Source organism: Flavihumibacter petaseus NBRC 106054, from assembly GCF_000974785.1.
GTDB classification, from domain to species: domain Bacteria; phylum Bacteroidota; class Bacteroidia; order Chitinophagales; family Chitinophagaceae; genus Flavihumibacter; species Flavihumibacter petaseus.
In genome coordinates, this window is the sequence record NZ_BBWV01000001.1 from 330,904 (window position 1) to 350,791 (window position 19,888).

At 48.5% G+C, this 19,888-nt stretch carries 20 protein-coding genes and 1 tRNA gene; 14 read left to right on the forward strand and 7 right to left on the reverse strand.

Going from position 1 to position 19,888, the window contains the following annotated elements; all coding sequences use genetic code 11:
- Nucleotides 1-7: 7 nt before the first annotated feature.
- Nucleotides 8-1,147: a lipid-A-disaccharide synthase gene (gene lpxB, locus FPE01S_RS01390; protein ID WP_046367153.1), complete on the forward strand. Its 1,140-nt coding sequence runs from the start codon at nucleotides 8-10 to the stop codon at nucleotides 1,145-1,147.
- Here the strand turns inward: lpxB and FPE01S_RS26395 are convergent.
- The gene (locus tag FPE01S_RS26395) at nucleotides 1,109-1,279 is read right to left on the reverse strand and encodes a DUF6728 family protein (RefSeq protein WP_369403722.1); all 171 of its coding nucleotides are present in this window, start codon (nucleotides 1,277-1,279) and stop codon (nucleotides 1,109-1,111) included. The two genes, lpxB and FPE01S_RS26395, sit on opposite strands and share 39 nt — an antisense overlap.
- Nucleotides 1,280-1,345: 66 nt before the next feature.
- On the opposite strand from FPE01S_RS26395, the gene FPE01S_RS01395 reads away from it, so the two are divergent.
- Both FPE01S_RS01395 and FPE01S_RS01400 read left to right on the forward strand, forming a co-directional pair.
- On the forward strand, nucleotides 1,346-1,948 hold the full coding sequence (locus tag FPE01S_RS01395) for a hypothetical protein (protein WP_046367154.1): 603 nt from the start codon (nucleotides 1,346-1,348) through the stop codon (nucleotides 1,946-1,948).
- Nucleotides 1,948-2,754, forward strand: a complete 807-nt coding sequence (locus tag FPE01S_RS01400; protein ID WP_046367155.1) for a sulfite exporter TauE/SafE family protein — start codon at nucleotides 1,948-1,950, stop codon at nucleotides 2,752-2,754. Before FPE01S_RS01395 ends, FPE01S_RS01400 begins: the two co-directional genes overlap by 1 nt.
- Here the strand turns inward: FPE01S_RS01400 and FPE01S_RS01405 are convergent.
- On the reverse strand, nucleotides 2,726-3,898 hold the full coding sequence (locus FPE01S_RS01405; RefSeq protein ID WP_046367156.1) for a phospholipase D-like domain-containing protein: 1,173 nt from the start codon (nucleotides 3,896-3,898) through the stop codon (nucleotides 2,726-2,728). The genes FPE01S_RS01400 and FPE01S_RS01405 overlap by 29 nt on opposite strands.
- Before the next feature lie 78 nt (nucleotides 3,899-3,976).
- Here FPE01S_RS01405 and FPE01S_RS01410 point away from each other — a divergent pair, with 78 nt between their 5' ends.
- Nucleotides 3,977-4,225, forward strand: a complete 249-nt coding sequence (locus FPE01S_RS01410) for a YtxH domain-containing protein (protein WP_046367157.1) — start codon at nucleotides 3,977-3,979, stop codon at nucleotides 4,223-4,225.
- A gap of 48 nt (nucleotides 4,226-4,273) precedes the next feature.
- On the opposite strand, the gene FPE01S_RS01415 is transcribed toward FPE01S_RS01410, so the two are convergent.
- On the reverse strand, nucleotides 4,274-5,284 hold the full coding sequence (locus FPE01S_RS01415) for a metal-dependent hydrolase (protein ID WP_046367158.1): 1,011 nt from the start codon (nucleotides 5,282-5,284) through the stop codon (nucleotides 4,274-4,276).
- A 42-nt stretch (nucleotides 5,285-5,326) separates the two neighbouring features.
- On the opposite strand from FPE01S_RS01415, the gene FPE01S_RS01420 reads away from it, so the two are divergent.
- From FPE01S_RS01420 to FPE01S_RS01435, 4 genes are all read left to right on the forward strand, one after another.
- The gene (locus tag FPE01S_RS01420; protein ID WP_052955432.1) at nucleotides 5,327-6,112 is read left to right on the forward strand and encodes a helix-turn-helix domain-containing protein; all 786 of its coding nucleotides are present in this window, start codon (nucleotides 5,327-5,329) and stop codon (nucleotides 6,110-6,112) included.
- A gap of 55 nt (nucleotides 6,113-6,167) precedes the next feature.
- The gene (locus FPE01S_RS01425) at nucleotides 6,168-6,539 is read left to right on the forward strand and encodes a VOC family protein (RefSeq protein ID WP_046367159.1); all 372 of its coding nucleotides are present in this window, start codon (nucleotides 6,168-6,170) and stop codon (nucleotides 6,537-6,539) included.
- Nucleotides 6,540-6,569: 30 nt separating this feature from the next.
- Nucleotides 6,570-7,085, forward strand: a complete 516-nt coding sequence (locus FPE01S_RS01430) for a 5' nucleotidase, NT5C type (RefSeq protein ID WP_046367160.1) — start codon at nucleotides 6,570-6,572, stop codon at nucleotides 7,083-7,085.
- A gap of 197 nt (nucleotides 7,086-7,282) precedes the next feature.
- On the forward strand, nucleotides 7,283-9,214 hold the full coding sequence (locus FPE01S_RS01435; protein WP_046367161.1) for an adenylate/guanylate cyclase domain-containing protein: 1,932 nt from the start codon (nucleotides 7,283-7,285) through the stop codon (nucleotides 9,212-9,214).
- Between the two features lie 10 nt (nucleotides 9,215-9,224).
- On the opposite strand, the gene FPE01S_RS01440 is transcribed toward FPE01S_RS01435, so the two are convergent.
- Nucleotides 9,225-10,205, reverse strand: coding sequence for a S1C family serine protease (locus tag FPE01S_RS01440; protein ID WP_046367162.1), 981 nt, complete (start codon nucleotides 10,203-10,205; stop codon nucleotides 9,225-9,227).
- A 150-nt stretch (nucleotides 10,206-10,355) separates the two neighbouring features.
- Here FPE01S_RS01440 and FPE01S_RS01445 point away from each other — a divergent pair, with 150 nt between their 5' ends.
- From FPE01S_RS01445 to FPE01S_RS01460, 4 genes are read left to right on the forward strand one after another with little or no spacing between them, the layout of a single operon-like run.
- The gene (locus FPE01S_RS01445; RefSeq protein ID WP_046367163.1) at nucleotides 10,356-10,997 is read left to right on the forward strand and encodes a TetR/AcrR family transcriptional regulator; all 642 of its coding nucleotides are present in this window, start codon (nucleotides 10,356-10,358) and stop codon (nucleotides 10,995-10,997) included.
- Nucleotides 10,987-12,342 (forward strand): TolC family protein, encoded by a 1,356-nt coding sequence (locus FPE01S_RS01450; protein WP_046367164.1) that lies wholly within the window; start codon nucleotides 10,987-10,989, stop codon nucleotides 12,340-12,342. The genes FPE01S_RS01445 and FPE01S_RS01450 overlap by 11 nt, the downstream gene beginning before the upstream one ends.
- 33 nt (nucleotides 12,343-12,375) lie before the next feature.
- The gene (locus tag FPE01S_RS01455) at nucleotides 12,376-13,494 is read left to right on the forward strand and encodes an HlyD family secretion protein (RefSeq protein ID WP_046367165.1); all 1,119 of its coding nucleotides are present in this window, start codon (nucleotides 12,376-12,378) and stop codon (nucleotides 13,492-13,494) included.
- A 9-nt stretch (nucleotides 13,495-13,503) separates the two neighbouring features.
- Nucleotides 13,504-15,081 carry a DHA2 family efflux MFS transporter permease subunit gene (locus FPE01S_RS01460; protein ID WP_046367166.1) on the forward strand — a complete coding sequence of 526 codons (1,578 nt, stop codon included), beginning with the start codon at nucleotides 13,504-13,506 and terminating at the stop codon, nucleotides 15,079-15,081.
- Nucleotides 15,082-15,084: 3 nt separating this feature from the next.
- On the opposite strand, the gene FPE01S_RS01465 is transcribed toward FPE01S_RS01460, so the two are convergent.
- Entirely contained in the window at nucleotides 15,085-15,990 is a 906-nt protein-coding gene (locus FPE01S_RS01465) for an MBL fold metallo-hydrolase (protein ID WP_046367167.1), read from the reverse strand.
- A gap of 58 nt (nucleotides 15,991-16,048) precedes the next feature.
- On the opposite strand from FPE01S_RS01465, the gene FPE01S_RS01470 reads away from it, so the two are divergent.
- Nucleotides 16,049-16,621, forward strand: coding sequence for an MCP four helix bundle domain-containing protein (locus tag FPE01S_RS01470; protein WP_046367168.1), 573 nt, complete (start codon nucleotides 16,049-16,051; stop codon nucleotides 16,619-16,621).
- 129 nt (nucleotides 16,622-16,750) lie between these two features.
- Nucleotides 16,751-19,168, forward strand: coding sequence for an ABC transporter permease (locus FPE01S_RS01475; protein WP_046367169.1), 2,418 nt, complete (start codon nucleotides 16,751-16,753; stop codon nucleotides 19,166-19,168).
- Nucleotides 19,169-19,218: 50 nt separating this feature from the next.
- On the opposite strand, the gene FPE01S_RS01480 is transcribed toward FPE01S_RS01475, so the two are convergent.
- Nucleotides 19,219-19,292 (reverse strand) — tRNA-Ala (locus tag FPE01S_RS01480).
- Between the two features lie 66 nt (nucleotides 19,293-19,358).
- Nucleotides 19,359-19,886 (reverse strand): YceI family protein, encoded by a 528-nt coding sequence (locus tag FPE01S_RS01485; RefSeq protein ID WP_046367170.1) that lies wholly within the window; start codon nucleotides 19,884-19,886, stop codon nucleotides 19,359-19,361.
- Nucleotides 19,887-19,888: the final 2 nt, after the last annotated feature.

The window sequence follows — 19,888 nt, forward strand, 5'->3', positions numbered from 1 at the left end:
TGCTTCCATGAAGTATTATATCATCGCCGGCGAAGCCAGCGGAGACCTGCACGGCAGCAACCTGATCCGGGAAATCCATCATCTTGACCGTGCTGCCGAAATCCGCTGCTGGGGCGGCGACCTGATGCAAAAAGCGGGTGCTTCCCTTGTAAAGCATTACCGCGATCTGGCCTTCATGGGATTTGTTGAAGTACTGGCCAACCTGCGAACCATCTTCCGGAATATTGACTACTGCAAGGCCGACATCACGGCATTTGCTCCGGATTGCATCATTTTTATCGATTACCCCGGCTTTAACCTTCGGATTGCCGCATGGGCAAAGGAAGCCGGGTACCGAACAATATATTATATCTCTCCGCAGGTATGGGCGTGGAAAGAAAACAGGGTAAAGGCCATCCGCCAGCATATTGACAAGATGCTGGTGATCCTTCCGTTCGAAAAACCTTTTTACGATAAATGGGAATACCCGGTGGAATATGTTGGTCACCCGCTGCTGGAAGTGATCGATCGTTTCCGAAGGGAGAACACGTCGATTCTGCCAGATGAAAAGCTGGTTGTGCTTTTACCGGGAAGCAGGCGTCAGGAAATTCTCAAAAAACTTCCCGTGATGCTGTCTGTTACCCCGGATTTTCCGGACTACCGCTTTATCGTTGCGAAGGCGCCGGGGCAATCAGATGAATTTTATGCACCCCTGCTGGCTCCTTATCCCAACGTTGGTGCCGCAAGCAACAGCACCTACGCTCTGCTGATGCAGGCAAGGGCTGCGCTGGTAACGTCTGGTACCGCCACCCTGGAAACAGCATTGTTCGGCGTACCGGAAGTAGTTTGTTATAAAGGGAACCGCCTCTCCTACCTGATCGCCCGTCAACTGATCAGGGTCAAATACATTTCGCTGGTCAACCTGATCATGGACCGTCTGATCGTTAAGGAACTTATCCAGGACGATCTAAACAAGGAAAACCTGGTGACTGAATTAAACCGCCTGTTGAAAGATGATGGATACCGGCAACATATGATGAATGACTATTCCCAGCTGCGGGCAGAACTGCATAAGGGCGGGAAAGCATCTGAACAAGCTGCTAAAAGCATCTGGAGCTTTCTCAGTGGGTCAACGGCGGAAAAACAAAAAGCGGATCAGCATAAATAACAGCGCTGCTGCAAACATGAGAATCGAGATCCGGTTAATGCCATGCATGTAGGAGATCCATTTGCTTTTTGGAGCCTGCGGATCTTTTTTCCTTAGGTACAGGTATTCTGCCAACTGTTTCAAAATGCCCATCAGCGATCTTTTACAGTACGAAATTAGTCATTTATTGTTTGCTTATCTTTAGCAAAACCCTCCATAATGCGTTATCTCCCTTTGCTCGCCGTTATCCTGATGATACTGTCCTGCGGCACTTCGCAACCTGCTGCGGGAACTGAGAGTTATATCCGTCCCGGGTATGAAAAAGTAAAGTACAAACAGATCCTGGTAATCGCTACCATGAAAGATATCGTGGGTCGCCGCAAGGCAGAGAATGCGATGGTTGATCTGCTGAACAGGAGCGGTTACCATGGCACCGCCAGCTACCCTGTGGTTGACCTCAATACCATCAAACATATTGACACCCTTAAGGCCGTGCTTGCCCCGGTTGATTTCGATGCCGTGATCGTACTCAACTACCTCGGTCAGTCGGGCACCATCAATGATAAGGTTTCCCTAAACCCTACTACCCCGGTTGCTTCCCTGAGCTATTTCGAATTCTATACCAGTCCGGCTTATGACTTTTCCTTTGACTCGGAAAGCAGGAAAAGCGGACTTGTTCAGGCATCTTTCTTTACCAAGGCTGCCTATCAGAAGGAATGGAATTCCATGGTGCAGGTGAATGCAGACAACGGCGTTGACATTGCTGTTGAAATCCTTGCCGGCATGACGCTTTCACGCCTCAAAAGGGATAAAATCCTGTAATGATTGCCGGATATATCGCAGCGTTGCTGATTGGCCTGACGCTTGGCCTGATCGGCGGCGGCGGCTCAATCCTCACTGTTCCCGTACTGGTATATCTGCTGCGGGTTGATGCGGTGACGGCCACAGCCTATTCCCTCTTTATTGTCGGCGTCACCAGCCTGGTTGGCGTGTATCCAAAATACCGGAATCAGGAAGTTGATCTGCAGGATGCACTGTTATTCGGTCTGCCTTCACTCGTCAGCGTATTTTTTACCCGCCGATTTATTGTTCCGGCTTTACCGCAACAATTATGGCAGGTAAAGGGCTACTGGATAACAAAAAGTGACTTTCTCCTCCTGGCCTTCGCCCTTATTATGATCATCGCGGCATTTACCATGATCAGGGGAAAAAAAGCCGGGGATGAATCTTTTCATAAACCCCATCCTTTTGTACTTCCATTTCTGGGGCTTTGTGAAGGTTTTACCAGCGGGTTGGTGGGTGCCGGTGGAGGCTTCCTGATCATCCCCGCACTGGTACTGCTGGGCAATCTCCCCATGAAAAAGGCGGTCGGAACATCGTTACTCATCATCGCCGTAAAATCGCTGCTGGGTTTCACCGGTGACCTCGGTCATCAGGTGATCAACTGGGGGTTGTTGCTGACGGTTACCGCGCTGGCTGTAGGTGGGGTACTGACAGGCAACAGGCTGTCACGCGAGGTACCTTCGGAACGCCTTAAAAAGTGGTTTGGCTGGTTTGTACTCCTGATGGGTTGCTTTATCCTCTGGCGCGAAGGGCAGGCTATTTTCCTTGCCGGAAGTAAAAAGTGAACACAAAAAAAATCAGCCTGACCGTTTCATAGGCAAGTTTCTGCATGATCCGCTGGCCCAGGTGTTCACGCGATAACCAGTTTTCACTGGTTATCGGAACGCAGTCTTCTGCGATGACTGTATCGAGTTGTTGTTTCAGGCTTACGGCAAACTGGTCATCGAGGATTTCGAGATTGAGTTCGATACTGGCAAAAGCGCTGATAAAATTTACATTATAAGAACCTACGGTCGTCCACCTGCAATCTGCCGTGCTGATCTTCCCGTGAAGGATATTCGCCTGGTATTCGAAAAGCCGGATATTGTTTTTCAGCAACCACCGGTACAGATACCGTTCGGCTGCCTTGGCCAGCCAGACGTCTGATTTCCCTGCGGCTATGACCTTTACGATAACCCCACGCTGCGCTGCCCTGGCCAGCGCCCGCCGCATTTGCGGGCCGGGAAGAAAATAACTGGAAAGCAACACAACTTCTTCTTCTGCTGATGCCAGCATGCTGAGATAGCTCCTGGAAATTTCCGACTTGCTGCGCACCCAGTCTTCCCTTCTCACCCGAACGAGCTGGTCACCTTTTGCCTTCCCTTCAACCGGTGCAGGACGGTAATTCCTGTTTTTCTTTTTACCCCAACCTGCCTTATTGAAGATATTAAAGCATATTGTATTTAACTGGCGTGCCGCTTCTCCGCCGGTGAGAACGGCCCAGTCAAGCCACGCATGGTTTTCCGGAAGGTCGTTGTAGCGGTTGCTGATATTGACCCCGCCTACGAGCGCCTTATCGCCGTCTACTACCATTACCTTGTGATGCAACCTCCTGCCGAAATAAAAGTGAGACGCGCGGAGCAAGGGCTCAAACCAACGGAAATGAATACCGGCTGCCTTCACTTCAGCTACCCACTGCCGGGAAAACTGCTGTGAGCCATAAGCATCCAGCAGCAGGTACACTGCAACTTTCCGGCTGGCAGCATTCAGCAGTGCGTCCACGATCCTGCGCCCGGTTTCATCCTTCTCAAAAATATACACCTGGAGGTGAATGGTACTGGCCGCTGCATTGATCAACTCAAGCATGGCATCAAAATAGGGTTGCCCACCCCTTAGCAGGCGAACCGAATTATGCCGGGTATACCCTTCACTTGACAGCGGACTTGTCATGGTTTGTTAAATTAAAGAAAACTGGTATTGTATTTGGTACCTTTAGGAAGAAAGATTCCTTCAATAAAATCAATCATCATGACAAACACCAACAAGATCCTGGCTGCATTGGCTGCGGGAGTTGCCCTTGGTAGTGTGCTGGGAATTTTATTTGCTCCTGACAAGGGAGAGCATACCAGGAAAAAAATTGCTGATAACAGCAAGCGCTTATCCGATTCGCTGAGGGACAAAATGAACGAAGGCAAGCATAAACTTGCTGGCTTGCGTGATAACCTTCGCGGAAAAGCCGAGTCGATCAAAGATTCAGTGGGTGAATATGCCAGCTGAAAGAGCAGACCGTCTTCCTTCAAAACACTCAAGCCTCCTATGGAGGCTTTATTTTTGCCCTTTTATCCTTCGCAGCAGTGACCGGAATACTTCTCTGTTCCATCCCGCAAGCCTCCCTCTTTGGACTACCAGGTCATTGGCAGCGATATCATCAAGAAAATAGTGAAACACAAAAGGATTGGTGCCCTCTTTCCAGCCCGTGACCTGTCCGAACCGCAGGTCATTAAATACCAGGCTGTCGGTATATTTCTCTACTGTATAGAATTCCTGGGAAAAGCGGATAAGCTGCTGAACATCGCGCCTGTCCGCATATGGTCTTAACCACTCCCGTTGTGAAGGAAAATAGTGCAGGGTAATTTTATCCCTGTCAAATACTGACCGGTAACCTGTATAATATCCTGAATCGTTTCCCGCTACAACAAACCAGAGCCATGTATTCAAGGGCGCCGGGGTAGTAAAATAACGGGAACCGGCAGGAAGCCCGGTTATTACTTCTTCCCTGACTGCGCGATCAATAACAGCCTTATTCAACAAAGCATAACCCAGGTACAATGCAGGCAAAACGCAACCCCAGGCTGCAATGCGCTTTCTTCGGGTTGCCGTGAGCGGAAGCATCAGCAGAAGTATCCCGCCAACCAGCGGAGCGATAGTGAGGAATGGATCCGCAACATAAATGGTGTTCCAGCTGAACCGCCGATGGCTGAAGGGTTCCAGCCATCCCGTTCCGTAATTATTGAAACTGTCCAGGAAGATATGAACCAGCATTTCAACGCCTATCAGCAGTAACATCCGGAAGTATGTCACAGGTAATTTCCGGTAGGCGACATGTAATAACCACGCAAAAACCGGAGAAAAAAGAATAACAAACAGGAAAGAGTGCGTAAATCCCCGGTGTGCCAGCAGTTCGGATGGAAGGTCCATCCAGGCAGCGGCGACCACATCGATATCGGGGAAACTTTGCGCCACTGCACCCCACAGCAAGGCTTTTTTTCCCAGTTGTTTTCCGGCAATCAGTTCACCAATACAGGCGCCCAATACAATATGTGTTACTGAATCCATGTTTCCGGCAGCGATAAAACTAATTAACTTTAAGGAGCCTGCATGATCCGTTATTATACCATACAGCCTCCTGCAACATTAAAACATTTTGTAAGATTCTTCTGGGTGCTTGAAGGCACCGGGGGATATCAGCATCATTCAATGGCTACACCATGCCCTGAACTGATCTTTCACTACCAGGGTATATTCGAAGAACCGGGTGGCACCACATCGTTCAGCAGTGGCCTCCATGCATCCTGTACACAGAGCCGGCGGTTTACGACCGACACTTCTTTCGGAATATTTGGCGCGTATCTCTATCCCTATGCTGTGCCGCATTTGTTTATTCAGTCTGCAGCCAATTGCCGCGACGAGATGCCCAGCCTTAATGAACTGCTGGGTCTGCCGGGCAAATTCCTGGAAGAACAAATGATGACTGCCCCGGATAATACAGCACGGCTCCGGTTGCTGACCAGTTTCCTGGAATTGCGTCTGCCACATAAAAATCCGGAAGCCGACCCGGTCTGTGCTGTCATTCGCAAGATGGTTACTACCAGTGAAAAGAAGATCATCACGCAACTTGCCAATGATGCATTTCTATCGCAGCGGCAGTTTGAAAGAAAATTCAGCCAGCTTACCGGGATGACACCGGTATTGTTCAGCCGGATCACGAGGTTTCAGCTTGCCCTGAATCAATTCGGGCAAAAAAGGGCACTCACTGACATAGCACTGGACTGTGGCTATTATGATCAGGCGCATTTTATTCATGATTTCAAAAGGTTCTCAGGTACCCTGCCCAAAGAATATTTTGCTGGAAAGGTACCTGGCCAGGAATGGCGTTTCCAATAATGTCGTTTTTTTCCAATTCCCGCGATCCGGACAGCGCTAGTTTTGTGAAAAAAAGATGAACATTCCTACAACACACAACACGCTGATGCCCTGCCTGACGCTTGACAACGCTGAGGCATTTGAAGGATTTCTTCAGTCAGTTTTCGGTGGTGACCTGCATTACAAAAGCCTGCGGGAAGATGGTAAATCCATCATGCATGCCGAATTCAGGATCGACGGTCAAACGATCATGTACAGCCAGAAAAGTGAGCAATGGCCGGTCAGAACAGGGGACTTTTTTATTTATGTGGATAACGCAGACCAGTCGTTTCAGAAAGCGCTGAATGCGGGAGCAACAGTAATTATGGAACCTGCTGATCAGTCATATGGCCGGAGCGGCGGTATAAAAGACCCCTTCGGAAATTCGTGGTGGATCACTTCACTGTAGCACTTACCCGGGGTGGCTTATCTTTGCCTCATGGAAAGAATAGCAATTGACATGGATGGTGTGCTTGCAGATGTGTATGCGCAGTTCTCTGACTGGCACTATAAAGTAACGGGCATCAGGAAACGCCCCGAGGATGTTTATGGCCTGAAAGAAATGGAAGCCTTTCCGGATGCCCGTAAGTATGTATACACCCCGGGATTCTTCAGGAATGCCCCGGTGATTGAAGGCAGCAGGGAGATCATGGAAGCATTGAATGACCGCTATGAGGTTTTTATTGTATCTGCTGCTATGGAGTTTCCGCAAAGTCTGCCGGAAAAGCAACAATGGCTGAATGAACATTTCCCCTTCTTAACCTGGCAACAGATTGTCTTCTGCGGCTCAAAGGCGATCGTGAAAGCGGATATCATGATTGACGACCATTTCAAGAATCTCGACCTGTTCAGCGGAAGAACATTGTTATTTGATCAGCCTCATAATCACCTGGCACCAGATGGTAATCATCAGCGGGTATTTTCATGGAAAGAGGTCGGCGGCTTTTTGCTGTAAGGAAAATGTAGCTGATCATACCATTCCTGTTTAAACAATGTTTCGGGAAACAAAACATGAAAAGTATCTGTGCATTTATTCCTTTACCTGCGACAAGGGTAAGTGAACAAAACTCAAGGAACTGTGTTCTCTGAAACCAACCGGGTAAAATTCCATTAGGGGAGAATCCCGGTTCTTTGGTAATTTACAGTTCTATTATGCGTAAACTGGCAGCAATACTATTTGCGGACATGACCGGCTACACGCAACTGGTGCAGGAAAACGAAGGGCTGGCACGGGACAAAAGGAAAAAACTGAAGGAGGTCATGGAAGTAAAGGTCCGCGACTTTCATGGTGAAGTATTACAATACTATGGAGATGGCTGTCTTGTCATTTTTCCCAGTGCTACGGAGTCAGTTTTATGTGCCATCGAGATTCAGCAACAACTGCGGAAGGAACCCGAAGTTCCGGTAAGAATCGGCATTCATACAGGCGACGTCAGCATTGAAGACGACGCGATTTATGGCGAAGGCGTGAACCTCGCATCCCGCATTGAAACCCTTGCGGTTCCCGGTGGCATATTTATTTCTGAAAAAGTGTATGACGAGATCCATAATAAAGGGAATATCCGGACTATGGCACTCGGGTATTTTGAACTCAAACATGTGAAGGAACCGGTCAGGATTTATGCTGTGGTAAATGATGGCATTGCAGTGCCCGGCCGGGATGCCATGAAAGGAAAAATTGCCCCACCACGCAACCGGCTGGCGGTATTACCATTTGTAAATATGAGCGCAGATCCTGAGAATGAATATTTCAGTGACGGGATCACTGAAGAATTGCTGAATGCCCTGACCCGCGTAAAGGGTTTGCAGGTAACTTCAAGAACATCGGCCTTTGCTTTCAAAGGCAGGAACCATGATATCCGGGATATCGCGCTTCAACTAAATGTGGATAAGGTATTGGAAGGGAGTGTAAGGAAATCCGGGAATAAAGTACGTATCACCGCACAGCTGATCAATGCAGCAGATGGCTATCATATCTGGAGTGAAAATTACGACCGCAACCTGACCGACATTTTTGAAGTGCAGGATGAGATCAGCGGTATCATTGCCAACCGGCTCCGGGAAAACCTGGACGTATCACCTAAAGAAGGGACTCACCGGGCACCGGTTCAGAATCTTACCGCATATACATTTTACCTGAAGGGATTGCATTTCTGGAACCGGCTTACGCCTCCGGATATCCGGAAGTCCATTGACTATTTCCAGGAAGCGATATTGATGGATCCCGGTTATGCACAGGCGCATGCTATGGTCGCAGCTGCACACAGTTACCTGGGCGCAACGGGTCAGATGCAACCCGAAAAGGCTTTTCGGATCGTACATGAATATGCAGACAAGGCTATCGCCCTGAATGGTGAGATAGCGGAAGGTTATTGTGCGAAAGCCGCTGCCTATCTCCTGCACGACTGGAACTGGAAAAAAGCAAAAGAATTCCTCGATAAATCGCTGTCGCTTAATCCCATTTACGGTGAGGCATTTGAATTGCTGGCATACTACTATATCTGTGTAGACAATAAGCAGGCCGCAGTGAATGTAATGGAAGAGGCGATTTCCCATGACCCGCTTTCCATCAGTGTCCTGCAAAGTCTTGGCAACATGTACCTGATGGCAGAGCGATATACCGAAGCCATGGAACAGGCCGAAAAATTGCTCGAGATCAGTCCTCAATTGCGGATTGCGATCGAACTGAAAGGCTGGGCACTTGGCATGCAGGGTGACTGGCTGGCCGCGCTGGAGCAATTTACCCGTTACCAGCAGCTTACCCACCATCCGCTGAAGGGCATGATGGGACTGGGATATGCGCATGCACGCCTGGGTAATCACAAAGAAGCCCTGGAATGTATCCGCAAAATGGAATTAAGGGCACGCGAAGAACCCGACACTGTATTGGACGCAGACCTCGCCGCAGTGTGGTTCGGATTGGGCGATAATGATAAAGCATTTCATCATCTGAATCTCTGTGTTGATAAAAAACTTGGACCCATTAACTACATTCTGCAATACCCTGCCTACCTGCCGATTCGCACAGACCCGCGTTATGAAGCACTGATGGGCCGTATGCCAGCTATTGAGACCGCGGGTTAGCCATGAATTTCTAGGAAGCTTCTCCCGGAACGACCACGACCGTTTGCTGGAAGCCTTCCCGAAGTACTGATACTACAACTTCTTCCCCGATCAGTTCTGCACTGAGCTTACTATAGAGCTCATCGATACCACCAATCGTTTTTCCATTAAGACCAATGATAATATCGCCATTTCTCAAAGACTCGTTGATCACGGGCGCATCCCTCAAAACTTCAGCAACATAGATACCCGATTTGCCATTGAGCTGATTCGCGGCAATCATCCGGTCGCTCAGTTGAACAGTAGTGCCGGCTATACCGAGAATTGCCCGACGCACCCGGCCTTCCAGGATGATCTTACCAGCCACATAGGCTGCGAGATTACTGCTGACGGCAAAACAAAGGTTTTGTGAGCCATTGATAATGGCAGTGTTCACACCGATAACTTTCCCGGCACTATTGAGCAGGGGACCGCCACTGTTTCCCGGATTGAGGGCTGCGTCGGTTTGGATCACATCATCAATCAGGCGGCCATTACCGGCGCGAAGACTTCTCCCCAGGGCACTTACCACACCTGCAGTTACGGTAAACTGAAGTCCCAACGGATTTCCTATGGCAATGGCAATTTGTCCGGGCTGGAGTTGGCTACTATCGGTAAACTGCAGGGACCGGAGCCCCGGAACATCCACTTTAAGGATAGCGATATCGGTACTGGGGTCGGAGCCTTTCAGGGAGGCAGCAACCTGCTGACCGGTGGAGAGGGTGACCATATAGCGCAGTCCGCCTTCAATCACATGATGATTCGTCACAATATAACCATCTGTGCTGATGACAAAACCGGTTCCGCTGCTTTGACGGGAGTCGGGGTTACGGTTTCCTGAGGCAGGCGACCTGGCGACAATAATATGAACAACGGCCTTGCCTGCGTCTCCTGCCACCTGGCTGACCGTGTTGCTGTAGGCATCCAGGAGGTTGCTATCAGCAACAGGCTGGAAAAAGACAGTAGTAGACATAATTATCTGATAACAAACTATCTACCATATGATTTTCAGCGACATTATGGCAGCAAAACGGAGGAAAACACGCCAATTAACGAGTGATTAACTAAAATAAATACTTATATCAATCAAACGTTTGTTTAACTTTGCGCTTCAAATTCAACCATGAGTGTAAATAAAGACTATAACGAGAAACAGGGGCAGATCCTCACCACAGCGGAATCGCTGTTCTCGGAAAAAGGCTTTGACGGCACTTCCGTTCGGGACATTGCCGAAAAGGCCGGGGTGAATGTGGCGATGATCTCCTACTATTTCGGTTCCAAGGAGAAGCTGATGGAAACCATTTTCGAACGGCGTACCGAGCATATCAGGCTGCGGGTGGAAAGCCTGATGAAAGATGACAGCATCGACTATATCGGAAAAGTTCACCTGATCATTGACGAACATATCGAGAAAGCATTCAGCAAATTCCAGTTTTATAAGCTGATGGTCTGCGAACAGGTGATTAACAAGAACCCGGTGATCCTTGACATCATCAAGGAAGTGAAGAAGCGCAATATGCAGGTCATTACCGAGTTGATCCGGAAAGGACAGGAAGCAGGCGTTTTCAGGAGTGATGTGGATGTCATTCTGCTGTTTTCAACAATGTATGGAACCGTTTCCCATATGATAATAGGCAGCGATCTCTACAGGGAGATCAGTGGCCTCACCCACCTCTCCGAAGAAGAATACTATCAGCACCTGAAACAACTGTTGAGCAAGCATCTGAAACAAATTTTCAAAGCAATTCTGACACATGAAGCATAGATTAAACCGAATCCCGGCGTTCCTGGCTGCTACTCTCCTCATCATGGGAACTGTTGCACAAGCCCAGGATTCCACAGTAAACCTCAACTTACAAAAGGCGGTAAGCCTCAGCCTTCAGAACAGCAAGATCATCAAGGCAAACATGGCAAAAGTTGATGAAGCTACTGCAGGACTGAAACAGGCGCGGGATAACAAATTACCCGATCTGAGTGTGACCGGCGGGTACATGTACCTGCCTGTTACGCCAAATATTGACATGAAGATGAAATCCGGCAGCGGTTCAGGCAGCGGTTCAGGCGAAAGCATTGAAGCTCATCAGGCTGCCTACGGACTGGTAAACGCCTCTCTCCCGCTGTTTGCCGGTGGTAAGATTAAGTACGGCATTCAGTCTGCGCAGTATCTGCTTGAAGCTACCCGGCTGGATGCTGAAAATGACCGTGAGGCGATTGCCCAGAACGCTATCGAAGCTTTTACCAACCTGTATAAGGCACAACAATCCGTAGTGATTATCCAGGAAAGCCTCGATCAGTCCAGGGCGCGTGATAAAGACCTGCTGAATATGGAGAATAATGGTTTGCTGGCCCGCAACGACCGGTTAAAGGCGCAGCTTCAGACCAACAATATTGAACTCACGCTGCTGGATGCGCAGACCAACCTGAAGGTGGCTGCCGTGAACATGAACCTGTTGCTGGGACTACCCGAAGCAACCGTACTCAACCTTGTTGCGGACACTTCGAAGCAGCCGGTAACGCCTCAACCCATAGAGCAGTACGAACAGCTTGGACTTACCAACCGGAAAGATGTTGCTGCGCTCGACAACCGGAAAAAAGCGGCAGAGCAGCAGATCCGAATCGCCAATGCAGACAAATATCCCAGCCTTGCGTTAACGGGCGGCTATATCGCTGCCGATATTCCGAAAGTGCTTTCCATCACCAACGCGGTGAATGTAGGTGTCGGTCTTTCTTACAATGTTTCATCACTCTGGAAATCGAAAGCAAAAGTGCAGCAGGCAGAGGCATCTGACCGCCAGTTGATGTTCCGCCAGGCTGCCATGCAGGATGAAATCCGCCGCGAAGTGAACCGTGCCTATCAGCAATATGTGGTCAGCATCAAGAAGATCGATGTGTACCAACTGGCACTTGAGCAGGCAGAGGAAAATTATAAGATCACCAAAAACAAGTTCGACAACAGCCTTGTGACCACAACTGACCTTCTTGACGCGAATGTATCGCGAATCCAGAGCAGGATCAATCACGCCTTTGCCAAAGCAGAGTCATTGCAGGCTTACAGCAAACTCCTGGAAACATCAGGCACCCTCCTTTCCAACGGAACCATCAACCAGTAAACCAAAGAAATTAACGTATAAGCATACCCGATTATGTCAACACAACATCAAGAATCAGCAGCGCACCACGGCAATAGTGGTCCCCAGAAGCGGAACAAAACTTTCATTTTTGTACTTGCAGCACTGGTGATCGCAGGCGGATGGTTTGGCATCAGCAAATATGTTCATGGCAAACACCATGAAGAGACAGATGACGCCCAGGTAGAGGCGCATATCAGTCCGATTATTCCCCGCATTTCCGGATATGTGAAAGAAGTTCGGGTGAAAGACAACCAGGTCGTGAAGAAAGGGGATACCCTTTTAATTATCGATGACCGTGATATCCAGATCAGGCTGGCGCAGGCTGAAGCGGCCCTGGCCACAGCGCAAAGCAACCTGGTTCAGGCTAAAGCGTTGTCTGGCGCCGCGAATGCCAATATTGGCACGTCACGTGCAGCGCTTCCGACCATTGATGCACAAATGGAGACCGCCAAAATCAATGTATGGCGCACCACGCAGGATTATAACCGCTACAGCAACCTGATCAAGGACCACTCTATCACGCAACAGCAATTTGAGCAGGCACAGGCAGCAAAAGAAACAGCAGAGCGGCAATTGCAGGTACTGGAGCAACAAAGAGCACAAGCCGCTGTTCAGACCCATGCAGTAGCATCACAGAGCAATGCGACAGCAGCGCAGGTAGGAATTGCCGAAGCAGCCATCAAACAGCGCCAGGTTGATGTGGAGGAAGCCAAACTCAATCTCACCTATACGGTGATCACCGCGCAGGAAGACGGCATGCTGTCTAAAGTGAACATCCAGGCCGGACAATTCCTGAATGCAGGCCAGCAGCTTTTCAGTCTTGTATTGGATCAGCATACCTGGATTGTAGCCAATTTTAAGGAAACACAGGTTGACCGGATCCGTGAAGGTCAGAAAGTGATTGTTCATGTGGATGCGTTTCCGGAACATGATTTCGAGGCAAAAGTATCATCCTTCTCCCCTGCTACCGGGGCCAAATTCGCTTTGCTTCCTCCGGATAACTCCAGCGGCAACTTTGTAAAAGTTGTTCAGCGCCTGCCTATCCGGATCGACTTTTCCAACGCACAGGATAGCCTGGTGACTTCCCTGAAAGCTGGAATGAATGTATTTGTGGACGTGCACCTGGATTAATATTAATCTATGACAGATCAAAATTCTTTGGTTGAATACGGTGCCCGGAGGGTGATCATCACCATTACGGCCATCATGTGTGCGCTCCTTGAGATCGTAGACACGACCATCGTGAACGTAGCCCTCAATGAAATGAGGGGAAACCTTGGCGCTACCTTAACGGAAGTCGGCTGGGTAATCACGGCCTATGCGATCGGTAACGTGATCATAGTACCGATGACAAGCTGGCTTTCACAGCAGTTTGGCAGGTCGAATTATTTCGCTGCGTCCATTATCCTGTTTACTGTTTGTTCTTTCCTATGTGGTAATTCTACCAACATCTGGGAACTGGTTCTTTTCCGGTTCCTTCAGGGTGTAGGCGGTGGTGCATTGCTGGTTACCTCCCAAACCATCATCACGGAAAGCTATCCGGTTGAAAAACGCGGAATGGCGCAGGCAATTTATGGACTCGGGGTGATCATCGGTCCAACCCTTGGTCCGCCGCTCGGCGGATACATTGTGGATCATGCGAGCTGGCCGCTGATTTTTTACATCAACATTCCCATTGGCGTAATCGCCACCCTGCTGACACTGCAGTTTGTGCGCAGTCCCAGATATGGTGAAAAAAGCAGGGCTAAAGATGTGGATTGGCTGGGTATTGGCCTGTTGGCAGTTGCAGTTGGCTCCCTGCAGTATGTGCTGGAAAAAGGCCAGGATGATGACTGGTTCAATGATACTACGATTATTTTCCTGACGGTTACCGCCATACTTGGATTCATCTTCTTCATATGGAGACAGCTTAATTACAAAAACCCGATCGTTGAATTAAGAGTGCTGGGAAATGGTAATCTCCGTGTGGGAACCATACTTTCCTTCATCATGGGATTCGGATTGTATGGGTCGACATTTATCGTGCCGCTCTATACGCAGTCGACCCTTGGCTGGACCGCGCAGCAGGCGGGTATGCTGATGATACCATCTGCACTAACCACGGCCTTTATGATGCCGATCATCGGCAAAATGCTGCAGAAAGGCGTACCGCAGCAATACCTCGTGGCTGGCGGCATGCTGCTGTTCTTTGTCTTTACTTTCTGGGGATATAAGATACTCACGATAAGCACCGGCGAAGACGCATTTTTCTGGCCGCTGATCATCAGGGGCATTGGGATGGGTATGTTGTTTATTCCGATCACCACACTCAGTCTGTCAACACTGAAGGGCAAACAAATTGGCCAGGGTGCAGCGTTTACCGGCATGATGCGGCAACTGGGTGGCTCCTTCGGGGTGGCGATCATTACAACTTTTATCACCCGCCGGAATGTATTTCACAGGCAAAGCCTGGTTAGTCACCTGGATGTTAATGATCCTGATGTGCAACAACGTGTCGCTGCGCTTCAGCACAGCTTCACCGGAAAGGGAATGCCGGTGGATGTTGCTGCCAAAAGCAGCTACCAGTTACTGGAAATGACTGTTAACCGGCAGGCTGTTGTATTGTCCTATATGGACGTGTTCCTTTACCTGGGTGTAATGTTCCTTTTGTGCGTACCGTTTGTGTTGATGGTAAGGAGAAACAGGAACAAAGTTGATGTTTCTGAAGCGATGCATTAATCCTCAGCTTTGTTTCGATTCTGTCAGCTCTTCCCAGGCAGCAGTAAGCGAACGTTCGATACCGTCTCCTACCCATTCCGTAACTCCCGGAATGCTGGTATTTTTCAGAAAGGCTTCTTTGGTGATGCCGGATTGTATTTCTTTTCCGGTGAACTCAAGAAGCCTTTCAAAATAACTTTTCATAGCGACGATTGCCTCTTTTTTTCCATAAACCGGAAAGCCTTCCGTAGCATGTCCGAATACAAAAGTGGTCTTGTCATCAAAGGTGGTTAGCGTTTTATTCAGCACACTGATCCAGCCTTTTATCGATGCCCCGGCGGTCCGGTCAATATAGGGATAACGCCGGTTGTTGATGAGGTCCCCCATATGCACAATTCCTGAAGTTTCAAAATATACCAGGCTGTCGCCATCGGTGTGTGCCGGACCAAAATAATGCATGCTGACTGTCTCTCTGCCAAACTTTCCGCTCCACTTTTCAGTAAAGGTGCTGTTCGGAAAATATTGTTTGTCTTCAGTCTTCTGTCTGATGGCAACGGTCCGCTGATTCTTTAATGAGTTCGCGTGGGCCACCACCTGGTCAGCCATGCTCTTGAAACTGATATTTCCCGAAGTATGGTCCCCATGATGGTGCGTATTGATCAGCACACTGACCGGCCGGGAAGACTTGCCTTTGATGACTGTGATCAGATGATCAGCCTGTTCCGGAAATTCAGTATCCACCACGATGATATTGTCCTTTGCAACCTGAAAAAGAATGGTTCCTCCTTTTTCAGTAAAAACGCCCGTTGTCTTGTTCAGCATGGAAATTGTCCACGGATCCTGGTACAATGGTTTGGAGAAGGCGCGTGGAATAAGTAACGCGCCTGCAGCAAGTGCGGAACCCTGCTGAATGAATTTCCTCCGGAGCATAGTCATGATTTAGCTAAAATTAGCAAAATCCTTCCGTTGAATTTAGTATCTTTTGTATATGCCTGCCAAACAGTTCGTGTCACAACATAAACTGAAAATCAGTTTGCTTTTTCTCTTCATGATTGCACTGATTGTGATCAATAACGTACACAACAGAAAAAATCTGACGGAGATGGACCATTCCGTGGCATCAATGTACCAGGACAGGCTGCTGGCTTCAACCTATCTTTTTGATCTGTCCAGCCAACTGCATGAAGGCGATATAAACGGACTGAAGAAAACGATCGATCAGTATGAAAAGACTTACCTGATCCCCCAGGAAAAAATAAAGTGGCAGGAATTTAAATCCAGTATGGTTGCAGTGACGCATGCGCAACCCGGTAAGGCAGATAAATCCGCAGCCATGAAAGCAGCACAGGAAAACCTGAAGCAGTTAATTCACATCCAGGCGGAAGAAGGGAAAAGATTGTTCAGGCAGACCCATGCCGATATTCAATGGTCCTACCTGGGTTATTACCTGGAATTGTCCCTCCTCCTGATCATGTGCATGATGTCTATCCACCTGATGGGCATAACCAAGGACAGTTATGATCCACTGGCCGGCAAAAGTCCACTCCGGATAATTCCATAAAACGGAAACGAACAGTTGCTGTATCAATACCGGACATCTAATCGCACAAAACAGGTAGTAAATCATTGAGACACTTGACAATAACTCACTGGCACGACCTTGGTGGAAATTCACCAATAACCGAGCTCCATGCCATCCCAGAACCTGCGCCTGGCTTTCCGGACACTCTGGAAAGACCGCTTTTTTTCAGTATTGAACATTATCGGGCTTTCCACTGGCCTCGCCTGTACATTTTTTATCCTGTTGTGGGTTCAGGAAGAAAAAACAACCGGCAGGTTTGGAAAAGATGATGACCGGAGATACCAGGTATTGATGAACGTAACGGCACCTGATGGCATCCATACAGGACATCAGACACCGGGGTTGCTGGCACAAACGCTGCAAAGCGAAATCCCGGAAATTGAACATGCAGTTGCAACCATATACCCGGGGGGACTGACCAGTGAAAAAGGCTATTTCAGGTATAACGGAAAGGCGACGGAGGCCCGCGCCCTTTTTGCCGGGGATCAACTACTCGATGTCTTCCCCTATCACCTGCTGTCCGGGAACCGGCAAAAACTTTTCCCGACAAGCCAGTCTATGCTCATTACACGATCCTTTGCCAAAAAGATCTTCGGCGCGGAAACGGTCGCCCCGGGGCGAATGCTTGAATGGAACCAGTTTGGAAATAGCGGACTGTACAGCATCGCCGGAGTGCTGGACGATCTTCCACAAGCGGCAATTGACAGATTCGACGTTGTGTTTCCTTATGCACTGTTCCTGCAGAAAAACCCCAAACTAAACAACTGGAACAACAACGATCCCTGTACTTTTCTCCTGTTGAATAAAGGAACAGATCCCATAGCAGTCAATAAGAAACTGACAGCGTTCATACAGGCAAAAAAGGGTAAAACCACCAGCGGCCTGTTATTACAACCTTATGGGGATATTTACCTTTATAACAACTACAAAAATGGTGCGGTAGACGGTGGCCGTGTCAGTTATGTAAAAACATTCACTGCAATAGCAGTCATCATCCTGTTGATTGCCTGTATCAATTTCGTGAATCTTTCTACAGCAAGAGCTTCGGGCAGAATGAAAGGCACATTACTCAGAAAGGTTATGGGTGCAAAACGTCTTTCACTCATCGTTCAGAGCCTTCGGGAAGCCATGCTGCTTTCCTTTGGTGCAACGGCACTGGCACTAATGATCGTAGTCTTTCTGCTCCCGCAATTCAACCTGATAACCGGTAAGAACATAATCGTTCAGGCAACGCTTTGGCAACTATCCGGAATCTTTGGCATAACGATTATCGTTGGGCTCCTGGCAGGCATTTATCCTGCATGCTACCTATCCGGATTCCGTTTGCCGGCAATGTTCCGGCAAAAGATACAACGCTCAAAGGAGGAAACAGTGTTCAGAAAGGCATTGGTCGTATTTCAGTTTGCGATCAGTGTAATCCTTCTAACCGGTGTACTGGTAGTTCATCAACAGATGCAACTCATCCAAAACAAAAACCTGGGATACAGCCGTAACAATGTAATCTACTTCGATTTCAGCGGATGGGTATCGGATCAGCAATCCGATTATCAGGCTGGTGGAAAATTTGAATCGGACCTTCACAGTTTCCTTGCTGAAGTCAGGCAGTTGCCGCATGTACTGCAGGCTGCAAATTTCAGACACAGCATCATTAACAGGCAGGGCGGTACAAGTGATGTCACCTGGCCGGGCAAACCACCAAACGCCAGTATAAATTTTACAGATATCGCAGCAGGATATGGTTTCATTGAAACCCTGGATATACAAATGGTGAGTGGCCGGCCTTTTTCGGAGAAATTCGGAGATAATAAATCATCAGTCATTCTAAACGAAGCCGCTGTCGCCGCAATGCAGCTGCCTGATCCGGTTGGCAAAGTGATCCGGGTATGGGGAGAAGACAAAACGATTATCGGGGTAACGAAAAATTTCAATTTCGAATCCTTGTATGAACCACTAAAACCCTGTTTTTTTGATTTCACTTTCAGTAACCGGGCTTCGAAAGTAATGGTACGGACGGAGCCAGGTACAACACATGAAACAATTGAAAAGCTTTCGGTGCTGTATCAGTCGTTTCAGCCCGGGATTCCGTTTACCTATTATTTTCTGGAAGATGAATATGCAGCGCTGTATGCTTCAGAATACCGCGTTGCTGACCTTTCCGGTTATTTTGCCATACTTGCCGTAATCATTTCATGCCTGGGTTTGTTCGGGCTGGTTGCTTACACTATTGTCAGAAAACAAAAGGAGATCGGTATCCGTAAGGTGATTGGTGCCAGCGTCTTGAGTATACTTGTCCTGTTATCGAAAAACCTTTTACAACTCGTGGTTCTTGCAGTGGCAATCGGACTTCCCGTATCCTGGTGGATTGCGCAAAGATGGCTTGACAATTTTGAGTACCGCATTGTAGCCGGTCCGCTGCTTTTTGGAGCATCCGCTGCTATTGTACTGATCATCACAGCGATTACAATCAGCGTCCATACCGTGAGAGCAGCCCTGATCAATCCGGTCAAAGTATTGCATAACGATTGATGCAACAAAAAGCCCTGAAACAATTTTAGATTGTTTCAGGGCTTGTCTTGTGGAGGATATCGGAGTCGAACCGACGACCTCTTGCATGCCATGCAAGCGCTCTAGCCAGCTGAGCTAATCCCCCTTACATTGTGCCTGCCTGAACAGGAGTGCAAATATAGACCGGGGAAGCATGCCGGCAAAAAATAAACTAGGCTTTTTTGATCAGTTCCACGTTGATTGACAACTTCACTTCGTCTGACACAACAATGCCGCCAGCTTCAGTTACAGCGCTCCAGGTGAGGCCGAAATCCTGCCTGTTGATCTTACCGGTCATTTCAAAACCAGCAACAGTATTGCCATAAAAGTCTTGCTGCGTGCCACCGAATTCAGCCTGCAGGGTAACAGGATGTGTAGTGCCACGAATCGTAAGATTACCCTTCAGCAAAAATTCATGATCCTTTTTAGGCGTAAGGGACTCAGATACGAAAGTCATTTTGGGATGTCCGCCGGCATCAAAAAAGTCAGGGGATTTCAGGTGCGCATCGCGCTGATCATTACCAGTGGTGATACTGTCAATGTCTGCCGAAAATTGCACTTTTGCATCGCTGAAATCTTCCTTCTCAGCTTCTACTGTTCCTTCAAAACTGCTGAATTTGCCGGATACCGTGGAGATCACGAGGTGTTTTACCTTAAAAGTGATCTCCGAATGATTGGGGTCTATGCTCCAGGTTGCCATAT